Source organism: Actinomadura sp. NPDC049382, assembly GCF_040677125.1.
Taxonomy (GTDB): Bacteria; Actinomycetota; Actinomycetes; order Streptosporangiales; family Streptosporangiaceae; genus Spirillospora; species Spirillospora geliboluensis.
The window spans coordinates 1-12,899 of record NZ_JBFARO010000077.1 but is presented as its reverse complement, the minus strand read 5'-3'; the positions used below and the strand labels follow the sequence as shown (position 1 = coordinate 12,899).

General features: G+C 73.7%; 15 protein-coding genes. 7 read left to right on the top strand and 8 right to left on the bottom strand.

Going from position 1 to position 12,899, the window contains the following annotated elements; all coding sequences use genetic code 11:
• Window positions 1–311: 311 nt before the first annotated feature.
• Window positions 312–1,037, top strand: a complete 726-nt coding sequence (locus AB0K34_RS31955) for a DUF4386 domain-containing protein (RefSeq protein ID WP_364552757.1) — start codon at window positions 312–314, stop codon at window positions 1,035–1,037.
• Window positions 1,038–1,063: 26 nt separating this feature from the next.
• On the opposite strand, the gene AB0K34_RS31950 is transcribed toward AB0K34_RS31955, so the two are convergent.
• On the bottom strand, window positions 1,064–1,843 hold the full coding sequence (locus tag AB0K34_RS31950) for a helix-turn-helix domain-containing protein (protein ID WP_364552756.1): 780 nt from the start codon (window positions 1,841–1,843) through the stop codon (window positions 1,064–1,066).
• A gap of 67 nt (window positions 1,844–1,910) precedes the next feature.
• On the opposite strand from AB0K34_RS31950, the gene AB0K34_RS31945 reads away from it, so the two are divergent.
• Window positions 1,911–2,495 carry a TIGR03086 family metal-binding protein gene (locus AB0K34_RS31945; protein ID WP_364552755.1) on the top strand — a complete coding sequence of 195 codons (585 nt, stop codon included), beginning with the start codon at window positions 1,911–1,913 and terminating at the stop codon, window positions 2,493–2,495.
• 114 nt (window positions 2,496–2,609) lie between these two features.
• A complete protein-coding gene (locus AB0K34_RS31940; RefSeq protein WP_364552753.1) occupies window positions 2,610–3,887 on the top strand; it encodes a glycoside hydrolase family 6 protein in 1,278 nt (425 codons plus the stop codon).
• A gap of 70 nt (window positions 3,888–3,957) precedes the next feature.
• On the opposite strand, the gene AB0K34_RS31935 is transcribed toward AB0K34_RS31940, so the two are convergent.
• Complete coding sequence (locus AB0K34_RS31935; RefSeq protein ID WP_364552751.1) at window positions 3,958–4,632, bottom strand: TetR/AcrR family transcriptional regulator; 675 nt, start codon at window positions 4,630–4,632, stop codon at window positions 3,958–3,960.
• Between the two features lie 114 nt (window positions 4,633–4,746).
• Between AB0K34_RS31935 and AB0K34_RS31930 the strand changes: the two genes are divergently transcribed.
• Complete coding sequence (locus tag AB0K34_RS31930; RefSeq protein ID WP_138638340.1) at window positions 4,747–5,412, top strand: PaaI family thioesterase; 666 nt, start codon at window positions 4,747–4,749, stop codon at window positions 5,410–5,412.
• A gap of 63 nt (window positions 5,413–5,475) precedes the next feature.
• Here AB0K34_RS31930 and AB0K34_RS31925 read toward each other — a convergent pair whose 3' ends face one another.
• From AB0K34_RS31925 to AB0K34_RS31905, 5 genes are all read right to left on the bottom strand, one after another.
• Entirely contained in the window at window positions 5,476–6,273 is a 798-nt protein-coding gene (locus AB0K34_RS31925; RefSeq protein ID WP_364552749.1) for an ABC transporter permease, read from the bottom strand.
• A complete protein-coding gene (locus AB0K34_RS31920; protein WP_364552748.1) occupies window positions 6,273–7,172 on the bottom strand; it encodes an ATP-binding cassette domain-containing protein in 900 nt (299 codons plus the stop codon). Before AB0K34_RS31920 ends, AB0K34_RS31925 begins: the two co-directional genes overlap by 1 nt.
• The gene (locus tag AB0K34_RS31915; RefSeq protein ID WP_138638343.1) at window positions 7,169–7,540 is read right to left on the bottom strand and encodes a hypothetical protein; all 372 of its coding nucleotides are present in this window, start codon (window positions 7,538–7,540) and stop codon (window positions 7,169–7,171) included. The genes AB0K34_RS31920 and AB0K34_RS31915 overlap by 4 nt, the downstream gene beginning before the upstream one ends.
• 28 nt (window positions 7,541–7,568) lie before the next feature.
• On the bottom strand, window positions 7,569–8,159 hold the full coding sequence (locus AB0K34_RS31910; protein ID WP_301176620.1) for a helix-turn-helix domain-containing protein: 591 nt from the start codon (window positions 8,157–8,159) through the stop codon (window positions 7,569–7,571).
• A gap of 85 nt (window positions 8,160–8,244) precedes the next feature.
• Window positions 8,245–9,069, bottom strand: a complete 825-nt coding sequence (locus AB0K34_RS31905) for an MOSC N-terminal beta barrel domain-containing protein (protein WP_364552770.1) — start codon at window positions 9,067–9,069, stop codon at window positions 8,245–8,247.
• A gap of 178 nt (window positions 9,070–9,247) precedes the next feature.
• Here AB0K34_RS31905 and AB0K34_RS31900 point away from each other — a divergent pair, with 178 nt between their 5' ends.
• Window positions 9,248–9,451, top strand: a complete 204-nt coding sequence (locus AB0K34_RS31900; protein WP_364552746.1) for a hypothetical protein — start codon at window positions 9,248–9,250, stop codon at window positions 9,449–9,451.
• On the opposite strand, the gene AB0K34_RS31895 is transcribed toward AB0K34_RS31900, so the two are convergent.
• A complete protein-coding gene (locus AB0K34_RS31895; RefSeq protein ID WP_301176621.1) occupies window positions 9,408–10,430 on the bottom strand; it encodes a TIGR03617 family F420-dependent LLM class oxidoreductase in 1,023 nt (340 codons plus the stop codon). The genes AB0K34_RS31900 and AB0K34_RS31895 overlap by 44 nt on opposite strands.
• A gap of 290 nt (window positions 10,431–10,720) precedes the next feature.
• On the opposite strand from AB0K34_RS31895, the gene AB0K34_RS31890 reads away from it, so the two are divergent.
• Window positions 10,721–10,993 carry a GyrI-like domain-containing protein gene (locus AB0K34_RS31890; protein WP_301176622.1) on the top strand — a complete coding sequence of 91 codons (273 nt, stop codon included), beginning with the start codon at window positions 10,721–10,723 and terminating at the stop codon, window positions 10,991–10,993.
• A gap of 261 nt (window positions 10,994–11,254) precedes the next feature.
• Window positions 11,255–12,712: an AAA family ATPase gene (locus tag AB0K34_RS31885; protein WP_364552744.1), complete on the top strand. Its 1,458-nt coding sequence runs from the start codon at window positions 11,255–11,257 to the stop codon at window positions 12,710–12,712.
• The last annotated feature ends 187 nt before the right edge of the window (window positions 12,713–12,899 follow it).

The following is a 12,899-nucleotide window of genomic DNA, read 5'->3' as shown; positions in this document are numbered from 1 at the left end:
GTTCCAGGCCCCAGAGTAGAACACGTTCTACCAATGCGCCACGCCGCCCCGCGCGGCCGCGCGAAGAGGCGACCCCTCCCCGCCGAAGCGCGAGGAGGGGTCGTCGGCCGGGCGGCACAGCCTCCACGACCGTGAAGCCCACCCATGCGCGGTCCTGCGGGGACTCGCCGAAGCCGATCCGCCCCGTTCCGCGGCAGCACTCGCACGCGGCTGGAACCGGCCAGCGGCAGACGGGGACAGCGCCCGTCCGGCGTGGTTCCCTACGGCTACCCGGCAAGCGGGCGGGGCCGATCCAAGCCTTGGAGAGTCACGTGGAAACGACCAGTTCACGGATTCCGGAGACCTCGCCGGACGCCGTTCAGCGCACCGCCAGGATCGCCGGCGTCTGGTTCGTCCTGACCTTCGTCTTATCGATCCCGGCGGTGCTGCTGTACGACCCAGTCCTCAATGACGCGGACTACATCCTGGGAGCGGGCGCGGACGGGCGCGTACAGCTCGGAGCGCTTCTCGAAATCCTCACCGCCGTCGCGAACGTCGCCACGGCGGTCGTGCTGTTCCCGGTCCTGAAGCGGCAGAGCGAGGGCATCGCGCTCGGTTACGTCGGCACGCGCATCCTCGAATCGACCGTCATCGTGATGGGCATCGCCTGCGTGCTCGCCGTCGTGGCCCTGCGGCAGGACCTGGCGGGCGAGGGCGGCGCCGACGCCGCGCTGATCGGCCGGTCACTGGTGGCGTTCAAGGACCAGACGTTCCTGCTCGGTCCCGCCTTCTGCGCGGGGTTCGGCAACGGGATCCTGCTGGGCTACCTGATGTTCCGGTCGGGTCTGGTGCCACGGCCCATGGCGCTCATCGGGCTCATCGGAGGCCCCATCGCCTGCGCCACCGCGACGGCCGTCCTGTTCGGCGCCTACGAGCAGCAGTCCGCGGTGAACTTCCTGTTCACGGCACCGGAAATCGTGTGGGAAGCGTCATTGGGCATCTGGCTCATCGCCAAGGGCTTCCGCTCCGTCCCCGCGCCACCCTCGCCCTCGGCCTGACGCCAGGAACGAACCCGCCGGACGCGCTATGAGCGTGCGTAGCGGGCCGGGGAGACGCCCACCGCGGCGGTGAAGTCGCGGGTCAGGTGGGCCTGGTCGTAGTAGCCCAGGTCGTCGGCCAGCGACGACCAGTCGATGCGGGTGCCCAGGTCGGCGCGCGCGGCGGCCTCGTGCAGCCGGGCACGGCGCAGCACCCACTTCGGGCTCGCCCCCACGTACTCGGCGAAGAGCCGCTGCAAGGTCCGGACAGACACGTGCAGCTTCTCGGCGGCCTGGTCGACGCGGAACAGACCGGGGTCCGCGGTGATGCGTCCGACCATGGCCGCGGCCTGTTCGGCGACCGGGTCCGGCTCGGGCAGCAGAGGCTCCAGGAACTCCTCCGCCGCGCGGACCATCCCGTCGGTATCGGCGCTGCCGAGAACGGCCCGGTTGACCTCGTCGACGGCCGGGCCGAGCAGTTCCGCCGCCGGGATCCTGCGGTCGGCCAGGGCGCTGACCGGCCCGTCGATGAACGGGCGGAAGCAGCCCGGCCGGAACTTCACCCCCAGGACCTGGCCGCGCCCTTCGAGGCGGCGCACGAACAGGCCGCGATCGACCCCGTACAGCAGCGCGCGGGGCTCCTCGAAGACGAGGTGGACGTTGGGATGGGAGAGCACCTTGGTCTCATACGGCTCTGCCGTGTGCCAGCGGACGCGCCAGTAGAGCTCCACGGACCGGGCCAGGGCGGGGCCCGGCAGGCGGCGGTCCAGATCGGCGACGGACGCGTTCATGTGCGGATACAGCACGCCGCGTCCCATCTCCCCCATGCGCACCAGAGTACTTTGGCGCGTTCCTCCAAGATCTGCCCCCGGCGGTCTCCGTAGCGTGGAGACCATGAACGACCTGCACGCGTACATGAAGGAATGCGCCGCCGAGGCCGCCCGCGTCGCCCGCGGCGTGGACCGGGAGAGGCTGGCCGGCCCGACCCCTTGCGCCGAGTTCGACCTGCGGGCGCTGGTGAACCACTGGGTGGTCTTCACCTCGCACGGGCTTGAGCGCCGCGCGCTGCGCGAGCAGCTTCCGGAACAGCTCATCGAACGCGACTTCACCGCCGACCCGGCCTGGGCGGAGGAGTACGCCGCCCAGCTCGACCGGGCGGTGGCGGCCTGGGCCGACCCCGCCGTATGGGAGGGGGAGATCGATCTGGGGTCCGCGGCGTCGCCCGCGTCCGAGGTCGCCTCGCTGCTCATCCTGGAGACGGCCCTGCACGGCTTCGACGTGGCGGCCGCGACCGGGCAGGAGTTCGGCGTCTCCGCCGAGGCCGGGGAGTTCCTGCTGGGCGTCGTCGAGGAGCAGGCCGAGCTGTACCGGCAGTACGACGGGTTCGCCGACCCGGTGCCGGTGGACGCGGACGCTCCGGCGTTCCGGCGGGCGGTCGCGCTCTCCGGCCGCGACCCCGGCTGGACGCCCCCGGCCTGACCTTTCACCGTTCGGCGACGGCCCCGCGTCCGCTGCGAAGCGCCCTGACGCGGGGCCGCCGCCGGGCGCGGGGCCGGGGCGTGATGTTGGGTCTTGACGGATCTCCGGAGGGTGATGAGACTCCCAGCATGGGAGCGCTCCCATGCGGTGGGCGCGTCCCCCACCCCCGAGACCCTGGAGTACCGGATGAGACGACGCATCGGGATGCTCGCCGCCGCCACGGCGGGCATCGTCGCGGTCCTCGCGGCACCGGCGCCGGCGCAGGCGTTAGGGCACGACGATCCGCTGAAGCGGAAGGCCACGTTCTATGTCGAGCCCGACGGCAACGCCGCGCGGCAGGCCGAGATCTGGGCGGCCGAAGGACGCGATGACGACGCCGCGCACATGCGGGCCCTGTCCAAGGTCTCGCAGGCGGTCTGGTTCACCGGCGGCACCCCCGCCGAGGTGCGGGCGGCCGTGCGGCGGACGATGGTCGGCGCCGCCCGGCAGCACGCCGTTCCGGTGCTCGTGGCGTACTACGTGCCGGGCCGGGACTGCTCGCAGTACTCGGCGGGCGGCGCCGCGAACGAGGCCGCCTACCGCGCCTGGATCGACGCCTTCGCCCGGGGGATCGGCGGCGCCCCCGCCGTGGTGATCGTCGAGCCGGACGGGCTGGCGCTGCTGTCCAGCGAACCGTGGTGCAACGAGGGCGGCGGCGGTACCACCGGCACCCCCGAGGACCCCGCCCGGGTCGACGAGCGCTTCCGCGAGATCAACTACGCGGTCGACACCCTCCAGCGGCTGCCGCGCACCGGCGTCTACGTGGACTCCGGGCACTCCGACTGGCAGCCGCTCGACGACTACGACGCCGGGTACGGCGAACCGCGCGCCCAGCTCGGCATGGCGAGCCGCCTCCTCAAGGGCGGCATCGCCAAGGCCGACGGGTTCGCGCTGAACGTCTCCAACTACCGCGCCACCGACGAACTGGTCGCGTACGGCACCCGGCTGTCCAAGTGCCTGCGCTTCCGCCAGACGACGGGCGCGGCCGGCTGTTCCGACGCCGACCTGGCCACCGTCCCGGACGACCCGCGCAAGCTCACGCACTTCGTCCTGGACACCAGCCGCAACGGCCAGGGCCCGTGGACGCCTCCGGCGGGCCAGTACTCCGACCCCCAGGTGTGGTGCAACCCGCCGGGACGCGGCCTGGGCTACCGGCCCTCGACCCGCACCGGTGACCCCCTGGTCGACGCCTTCCTCTGGATCAAGCGTCCCGGCGAGTCCGACGGCCAGTGCACCCGCGGCACCGCCGGCCCGGAGGACCCCGAGTACGGCGCGGTCGATCCGGCGGCCGGCGCCTGGTGGGCCGAGTACGCCCTGGGCCTCTCCCAGCGCGCGGTGCCTCCGCTCCGCTGACCGGACGCACCGCATCCGGACGTCCGGGCGCCGCCGCCCTCGGTCGCGGCTCCCGGACGTCCCGCGTTCCTCAGTGCCGGGATTCGAGGTAGCCGGCGACCGATTCGGCCAGCACGGCGCGCGCCTCGTCGATGTCGGTCCACGTGCTGAGCCGCTGCTCCATGTAGAGCCCGTGGACGGCGGCCGGCAGGAGGTGGCGCACGCGCTCCAGCCGGTAGGCGTCGACGACGAGCCCGCGGAACGCCCGCGCGTAGGCGCGCCGCCAGCGGCGGTCCCAGCGGTTGAGCTGCTCGGCGGTGCGCGGGTAGGTCGCGGTGAACTCGGCGGTGTCGCGGGGCAGCAGGCCGCGCAGGGTCGCCACCGCCCGTCCGGGAGGCGAGTCGAGCCCCGCCCAGAGCGCGTCGACGATCCGGGTCATCCGCTCGGTGACGGACCCGTCGTCCATCTCCTTCCACGGCAGCATGTCGCCCTGGGTGCCCAGTTCCTCCAGCACCGCCGCCCAGAGCCCGTCGACGTCCCCGAACTGGTGCTGGACCGTGCCCCAGGTGACTCCGGCCCGCTTGGCGACGAGGTTGGCGCTGATCTCGCCGCCGCGGCCGCCGTCGGCGAGCATGCCGACGGCCGTCCTGATCACCCTGGCGCGCGTCTCCAGACCGCGCCGGTTGAGCCGGGCGCCGCGCGCGTTGCGCGGGGCGCCGGTGACGCCGGGGCCCGCCGCGCCCCGGCCGGTCGAGGGCTCGGTCACGGGCCGATTGTAGATCCGGCGGCGCGCCGAGGGCCGTCTCCGGCGCTCGATTTATACATAGAGACATCTATGTGATGATTGGCGGCGCCGGGCCTTCCGGTATACGGTCGGCGCATGACGAGCCGTTTCCCCGATGCAGGGGCGGTGGGCGTGGGCGGGTTCGTCCGCGACGACACGCCGACCCCCGAGGTGGACCGCCGGGAGGCGGTGATGGCGTCGCTGGCCGGAACCGTCCGCGAACTGGTCGACGCCACGATCCGCACGACGGTGGCCGACGACGAGGTGCACCGGGTCCGCGACGAGCTCGCCGCGCTCGTCGACCGGCTGCGCGCCGCCCAGCTGCCCGGCCCCGCCGGCATCAGGTACAACTCCGAGATGCGGGCCTGGAACTGGGGCAACGCGGTGGTCGGCGCGGCGAACGCGATCGCGCCGCCGCTGGACGTCGTCCACGGCCCATCGGGGTGCCACGCCGACGTCGTCCTCGGCGCGGCGTACGAAGGGCCTCCCGGGCTGGTGCACGGCGGAGTCTCCGCGATGCTCCTCGACCACATCATGGGGGTGACGGCGTCCGCGATGCGCCGGACGACCTTCACGGGGACGCTCACCATGCGCTACCGGCGCGGCACTCCCCTCGGCCCGCTCCGCCTGGAGGCGAGCATCGTCCGCGAGGAGGGCCGCAAGGTGTTCGTGGTCGCGTCGATCTCCGACGCCGACGGGGTGACCGTCGAGGCCGACGGGGTGTTCATCCAGCCCGCGGGGACGCCGACCGCGGACGGCTGACGGCCTCCGGGCCGAGGGCCCGCGGGGGCCGTGAAGCACATAGAGCCCGCTATGCCCCGCCGGTCAGGTGATGTCGCGGCGCATCGGGCGGACGATCGCGGCGGTCACGGCCAGCGCGGTGTAGGCGAGCAGCAGCAGCGCGCCCCAGGCGGGCGAGAGCAGCCGGACCGGGTCGGCGGACAGCTGCTCGGACATCGCGTCGGTGACGGCCGTGAAATCGGTCAGCGCGGCCGTCGCGCCGCCGGGCAGCCACGGGTAGAGCTCCCGGACGCCCGGGATCATCATCAGCGTCATCTCCCCCGCGTACAGGTAGCCGATCACCACGACGAGCGCGGCGGCCTGGTTGCGGATCAGCGCGCCCATGCCGATGCCGAGCAGCGTGTAGGCCACCATCGCCAGCGCGATGCGGGCGAGGATCCCGAGGACGTCGGCGGCGGGCATCCCCGGCGTCAGGCCGCGCGCGGCGGAGGCGCCGAAGAAGGCCGCGGCGGCCGTGCCCGCGAGGACGAGCCCGTAGGCGGCGCCGGCGGCGCCGTGGGCCAGCAGTTTCGCGGCGAGGACCCGCGAGCGGCGGGGCTCGAACAGGAAGGTGACGTCGGCGGTCCGGTGCCGGTACTCCGACGTCATGGCCAGCGTCCCGATCGCGGCGGGGACGAACGCGGTGTACCCGAGGATGCCGAGGAGGCCCCGCACGCCCTCCTCGGTGTCCAGCCCCGGCATCGGCGGGTCGAAGTTCTCCGGCCCGACGAGGGTCATCATCCCGACGAGGCCGCCGCCGAGGAGGCCGCCCGCCAGCAGGACGAGCAGCCACGCCCGGGTCGCCAGCAGCTTGCGGAACTCCGCCTTGACCAGCCGTGCCATCACGCGCCCCCCGTGAGTTCGAAGAAGAGTCGTTCCAGGTCGAGCTCCTCGGCGGCGAGGCCGTGGACGCGGACCCGGTGCGCGGCGGCCAGGTCGGCGACCCGGGCCGCGCCGAGGCCGTGCACCCGCAGCCGCCCCGGCCCGGCGGGCTCGACGCGCCGCACCGCCCCCTCCCGGGCCAGCACGCCGGCCAGGGCCTCGGCGTCCGGGGATTCGACGAGCACGGCCGGCGCGGTGCCGGCGATGTCCGCCAGCGGGCCGGCCGCCACCAGGCGGCCCCCGCTGATCATCACGACGTCGTCGACCAGCCGCCGGACCTCCCCGAGCACGTGGCTGGAGACCAGGATCGTCCGCCCCTCCCTGGCCAGGTGCCGCAGGAACGACCGCAGCCAGGCCGTCCCCGCCGGGTCCAGGCCGTTGCCGGGCTCGTCCAGCAGCAGCACGCGCGGGTCGCCGAGCAGCGCGGTCGCCAGGTTGAGGCGCTGGCGCATGCCGGTCGAGAAGCCGCCCGTCCGGCGGTGCGCGACACCGGCGAGGTCCACGAGGGCGAGGAGTTCGTCGACGCGGGAGTCGGGGTGGCCGCCCATCGCCGCGTACACCCGCAGGTGCGCGCGGGCCGAGTGACCGGGATGGGACGAGAGCGCGCCGAAGGCGGCGCCGACCGTCGACGTGGGACGCGGGATGTCCCGGTAGCGCCGGCCGCCGATGGTCACCGAGCCGGACGTGGGGACGACGTGGTCGACCATCATCCGCATCGTCGTGGTCTTCCCGGCGCCGTTCGGGCCGAGGAACCCGGTGATCCGGCCGGGCTCGACGGCGAAGCCGACCCCGTCCACGGCGGTGACGTCGCCGAACCGCTTGGTCAGGCCGGAGACCTCGACGCGCAGGCCGCCGGTCATGTCCGCGCCCCGATCGCGGCGCGGACGCGGTCGGCGAGCCGGGCCGCGTCCGGGTGGGACAGCACGATGCCGTCGAACTCGTCCCCGCTGATCGCGCGGTTCACGGTCAGGTGCAGGCCGGGGCGTCCGCGGCGCGCGGAGACGAGCAGCCGCGGGCCGCGCAGCAGGCCCCAGACGCCGATCTTGGCGAAGCCCGAGACGGCCAGCCCGCGGCGGGATCCGCGCGCGGCCCGCAGCGGCGCCTCGACGCGGGCGGCCCGGGTGACGGCGGCGAGCGGGACGGTCACCCGCCCGCGCCGCGTCCAGATCCGCTCCCAGGCGTCGAACTCGATGTCGACGCTGTTCTCGGCGATCGTCACTTCTGCCATGGCAGGGCCTTTCTCTACGGCCGGCCTTTCAGGGGCCGGCGTCGTCGTTCGGTGTCGAGGGGGGTGGGGGCTGTGAGGGCTGCGGGTCGAGGGGCATGAGCACGGTCGCGAGCAGCCGCGGCACCCGTCCCTCGCGCGGCTCGTTGCCGAGCAGCGGCTGGAGGAGTTCGCCGAAGCCGCGGGCGAACTCGGCGAACTCGGCGTCGTCCAGGTGCAGGACCACCTGCTGGTAGCCGACCCCGTCGGCGACCAGGTCGACCCGGTCGCGCGCCAGGTAGCGGGCGAACTCGGCGAGCAGGCTGGAGACGAAGACGGTGAAGTACCGCTCGTGGTCGGCGGGCGTCGCCGCGGCCAGCGCGTCCCCTTCGAGCGTCGCGCCGCCGGGCGGCAGGGCGAAGACGCGCTCGGCCACGCCGCCGACCTTGCGCTCCTCCACCACGTCCAGCAGGCCGCCTTTGACCAGGGCGGCGAGGTGCCGGTACAGCGTCGCCTGCGGGACGTCCGGCAGCAGGTTCGCGACGTCGCGCGTGGTGCGGCGCCCGCCGGCGACCGACCGCAGGATCCGGATCCGCACCGGATGCAGCGCCAGCTCCGCCCAGCGCTCTTTGGATATGCTCACACCTGCATGTTATCAGTATCGATAATGAGAATAGCCGCCCATGCGGCGCCGGCCGCGGACGACGCTCACAGCGTTCGCCGCGCTCTCACAGAAGGCGGAACGCGTCCCCCGCCCGCACCCGGCCCGGCGTCACGACCTGCGCGTAGACGCCGGCGCAGGGGCGCTCCCCGAACCCGGGCAGCGGCTCGACGAGGTTGAGCCGCGCGGGGATCTTCAGCGCGCCGGTGTCGCGCGGCAGCGCGCCGTGCTCCAGCGTCGGCACCGAGCAGCGCGGCGTCGGCGCCATGACGCGCAGGACGGCCTCGCCGACCAGCAGATCGCGGCCGACCCAGGCGTTCTCACCGAAACCCGGGCCGTCGGTGCCGAGCACGATGTTGGGCCGGTACCGCGCCGCCTCCATGACGCCGCGCTCCCCCGCCGCGGCGATCGCGTCCAGCGTCGCCGTGCCGACCAGGTGGACGGGCGCGAAGTCGACGAACGTGCCGGGCGGCGAGCCCTGCCCGAGCACGACCTCCTCGTCCTCCACCTCGGCGGTGACGCCCGCCGCGAGCACCTGGTCGGGGACGGCGCGCGCCAGCGTGGCCCCCTCGGGACGGGTGTCGGTGAGCACGACCTCCCGGCCGAGCTCCTTGGACAGCTCCGCGCCGGCGGCGGCGTCGCCGCTGCGCACCGTCCGGCCGTCCGGCAGGGTGATCCGGACCCCGTCGCCGTCGGCCACCGCCGACATCGTCAGCAGGGCGCGCCAGAGCCGGGGGCTCTTGGCGCTCGCGATCCGCCCGGTCTCGGCGTCCAGGAGCGCCCATCCGCGGTCACCGGCGACACCGGTCGCGGCGATCTCCGCCGAGGACAGCTCCTCCCCCAGCATCGACTTGACCGGATACCGCCACAGCGCCACGGCCGTTCCCGCCATCTCTCCCACGTCCCCTCCTGATCACCAAGCCGACGCATACGCTACGTCACCGCCCCGGACGATCCACTGCGCGGGTTCGACGCGGCTTCTCCGCTTTCTTGACGCAGGGTCCCCAATGGCGGCCGGCCCTCGCCTTCAGGCGGACCGTTCGCGCGCTCTTCCTGTCGTGGAGATCCCTTTGATCGAGACGGTGTACCGGACCGAGGACCACCCGTCGGCGGACCGGTTCGACCGCTGGCGGGAATGGACGGGGCGCACGCACTGCCCCGCGGACTTGAGCGGCGAGCACGCCGCCGACTTCCACGGGCACACCCGCACACTGCTGCTGGGCGAGCGGGTCAGGCGGCGGCTTCGCCCCGCAGCGCGGTCGCGAGGGCGGTGATGGTCTCCGGCGGGTGGGTCGTTCCGGGGAAGTAGGCGCAGACACGCTCGGCGACGTCGCCGAAGCGGTCCTTGATCTCGGCGGCGCACTCGGCCGGCGTTCCGACGACCGCCAGCGTCCGCGTCATCGTGTCGTCGATCAGGCCGATCATCGTCATGACGTCGCCGGTCTTCGACAGCGCGTTCAGCTCGGGTTGCAGATCGCCCCAGCCCTCGACGTCCAGGACGGGCTTGTACGCCGGGGTCGAGCCGTAGAACGCCAGCAGTCCCCTCACGCCGAAGGTCGCGGCCTCGATCTCGGCGGGAGTGCCGCCCATCGCGACGATCGCCTGCGGGTACAGGTCGATCCGCTCGCGTCCCGCCAGTTCCAGGCCCTCGGCGACGGCCGGGAGGGTGCGCTCGCGGAAGTGCCGGCGGCTGTGGAACGGCATCACCAGCAGCCCGTCGGCGACCTCGGCCGCGGTCCGGGTCATCAGCGGGCCCAGCGCGCCGAGCAGGACCGGCGGCACGCCGTACGGGTTCGGACCCGGCGCGAACGTCGGGGGCATGAGGGTGTGCCGGGTGAACTCGCCGCGGAAATCGAGCCGGGTGCCGTCCTGCCAGGAGTTCAGGATCGCCTTCACCGCGAGCACGGTCTCGCGCATCCGGGCCGCCGGCCTGCTCCAGGACGCGCCGTACCGCTTCTCGATGTGCGGCCTGATCTGCGAGCCGAGCCCGAGCCGGAACCGGCCCTTGCTCAGCAGTTGCAGGTCGTAGGCCGTGTTGGCCAGGTGCATCGGGCTGCGCGGGATCGCGATCGCGACGTTGGTCATCAGGTCGGTCGGCGGGACGTCCGACGAGCCGGCCGCGACGGCCAGCGGCAGGAACACGTCGTGCGGGCCCTCGAAGGTGAACAGTCCGTCGACCCCGGCGGCGATCAGCGTCCGGGCGCGCTGCGCCGCCTCGTCCGGCCTGCCGTCCAGCTGCACATCGAGTTTCACAGGCAGGTCTCCGTTCCAGGGGTGCGGGCGGCGCGCGCGCATACCGTGGTGAAACAGTGTGCCAGTCGCGTCGGCGCTGGAGTCTCCCACTGTGGGAGCGTCCATGCTGAGCGCCACGTCCGGCTGCGGCAGCCCGGCGGCGAGGACCCGGTCCAGTGCCGCGAGGGCGCGTCTCCGGCGGGCGATGTCGGCCTCCATGCGGGCGCGTACCCCGCACGCGAACCCGCCCGCCGGGTGGTGATGGCACGGGAGGTGGCCGACCAGGCGGCCATCGGGGCGGCCACCTCCGCGTGCGCGGCCCGGCTGACCGAGGCGGCCGGACCGCCGACGACCCCGCGGCCGCCCGCGTCCAGCTCGTCACCTTCACGGAGGGGTGCGTGCAGGTGCTGCACCGCGGCGCCTACGCGGACGAACCGAAGACGCTGGCCCTGATGGAGGCGTTCATGGAGCGTTCCGTGCTGGTCATGAACGGCCTGCACCATGAGATCTACCTGTCCGACGTCCAGGAGACCGACCCGGCACAGATGCGCACGATCCTCCGCCACCCGGTCCGCCCCGCCTGACTCCTCACCGGGGAGGCGTCCGCCCGTCTGCCGGTGGGCGGGCGGGCGGCGGGTGAGGTCGCGGGGCCGAAGGTCCCGATCCGCCGGGACGGGCGGCCCTAATTGGCGATCGTCCGCCGAGGAAGGGTGGAAGCGACCCAGGGAGGTCGCCGATGTGGGTCATGGCCGCTGAGCCCCGGCCGCCGTGGATGTCGTCCACAACGCCGGGTACGACCCGACGGCGAGCACCCGTACCGTCCCGTAGCCGAGAGTGTGATGCCCGTGGACAACGCCGCGGTCAGTGAGACCCATATCGGTGTGGTCTTCTTCGCCGGAGACCGCGCCTACAAGGTCAAGAAGCCGGTGAGCCTGGGGTTCCTCGACTTCAGCACCCGCGAGCGGCGCGAGCGGGCCTGCCACGAGGAGGTCCGGCTCAACCGGCGGTTCGCCCCGGACGTCTACCTCGGTGTCGCCGACGTCCACGACCCCGACGGCGACGTCTGCGAGCATCTGGTCGTGATGCGCCGGATGCCCGCCGAGAGGCGCCTGGCCACGCTGGTCACGGAGGGCGCGCCGGTCCGGGACGCGCTGCGCGACACCGCGCGGATCCTGGCCGCCTGGCACGCCCGCGCCCCGCGCGCGCCGGAGATCTCCGCGCAGGGCACTCGGGACGCCGTCCAGGCCCGCTGGCACGACAGCTTCGACCAGGTCCGCCCCTTTCACGGGGATGTGCTCGACGCCGCGGTGGCCACCGAGATCGAAGCGCTCACCGACGAGTTCCTCGACGGACGCCGGGCCCTGTTCGACGCGCGGATCGCCGACGGCCGCGTCCTGGACGGCCACGGCGACCTGCTCGCCGGCGACATCTTCTGCCTGGACGACGGCCCCCGCGTCCTGGACTGCCTGGAGTTCGACCAGACCCTGCGCAGCCTGGACGCTCTGGACGACGCCTCGTTCCTGGCCATGGACCTCGAACGCCTCGGCGCCCCCGACCTGGGCGAGTACTTCCTCAACACCTACGCCGCCTTCGCCGCCGACCCGGCACCGTCGTCGCTGCGGCATCACTACATCGCCTACCGGGCCTTCGTCCGCGCCAAGGTCGCGTGCCTGCGCCACGGCCAGGGCGACCCGGACGCCGCCGCCGAAGCACGCGCCTACGCCGACGTCGCGCTGCGCCATCTGCGCGCGGGACGGGTCCGCCTGATCCTGGTGGGCGGCCTGCCCGGCACCGGCAAGTCCTCACTGGCCGGGGCGCTGGCCGACCGGCTCGGCTGCTCGGTGCTCAGCAGCGACCGCGCCCGCAAGGAGCTGGCGGGGCTGGCCCCGCTCGACTCCGCCGCCGCGCCCTACGGCACCGGCCTCTACAGCCCGGAATGGAACGACCGCACCTACCGGGAACTCGCCGACCGCGCCGCCGCACTGCTGCGGCTGGGCGAGACGGTCATCCTGGACGCCTCCTGGACGTCCAGCGAGCAGCGGAACCTCCCGGCCCTGGTCGCCGAACGCGAGCACGCGCACCTGTCGTCCCTGCGCTGCGAGGCCCCGCAGGCCCTCACCGTCGAACGGATCCGCGACCGTGAGCGCGGCGCCTCCGACGCCGACCCGGCCATCGCCGCCGCCATGCACGCGCATGCCGCGCCATGGCCGGAATCGACCCCGGTCGACACCAGCGGCACGCTGGACCACGCCGTCGAGCAAGCGCTGGGCATCGTCCAGCCGCACGGCACCGAGCACCGGTAGGACCATCACACATCGGCCGTTTCGCTCAGCCGGGGAGAAGGACGAGCAAATGGCAGGACGCCCGCCGGGTGGGCGGGCGTCCTTGAAGGGGTGTTGCTGTCGGCTACTTGAGGAAGGGGAAGCGCTTGGCCAGGGCGGTGCCGCTCCACCAGCGGCCCAGGCCCAGGGTGTCGCCGGCGCTGACCAG

Excerpts from the sequence above, each read along its gene's own strand:
- AB0K34_RS31950 (WP_364552756.1), bottom strand. The coding sequence starts at position 1,843 with ATGGGGGAGATGGGACGCGGCGTGCTGTATCCGCACATGAACGCGTCC.
- AB0K34_RS31945 (WP_364552755.1), top strand. The coding sequence starts at position 1,911 with ATGAACGACCTGCACGCGTACATGAAGGAATGCGCCGCCGAGGCCGCC.
- AB0K34_RS31940 (WP_364552753.1), top strand. The coding sequence starts at position 2,610 with ATGAGACTCCCAGCATGGGAGCGCTCCCATGCGGTGGGCGCGTCCCCC.
- AB0K34_RS31930 (WP_138638340.1), top strand. The coding sequence starts at position 4,747 with ATGACGAGCCGTTTCCCCGATGCAGGGGCGGTGGGCGTGGGCGGGTTC.
- AB0K34_RS31925 (WP_364552749.1), bottom strand. The coding sequence starts at position 6,273 with ATGGCACGGCTGGTCAAGGCGGAGTTCCGCAAGCTGCTGGCGACCCGG.
- AB0K34_RS31920 (WP_364552748.1), bottom strand. The coding sequence starts at position 7,172 with ATGACCGGCGGCCTGCGCGTCGAGGTCTCCGGCCTGACCAAGCGGTTC.
- AB0K34_RS31915 (WP_138638343.1), bottom strand. The coding sequence starts at position 7,540 with ATGGCAGAAGTGACGATCGCCGAGAACAGCGTCGACATCGAGTTCGAC.
- AB0K34_RS31905 (WP_364552770.1), bottom strand. The coding sequence starts at position 9,069 with ATGGCGGGAACGGCCGTGGCGCTGTGGCGGTATCCGGTCAAGTCGATG.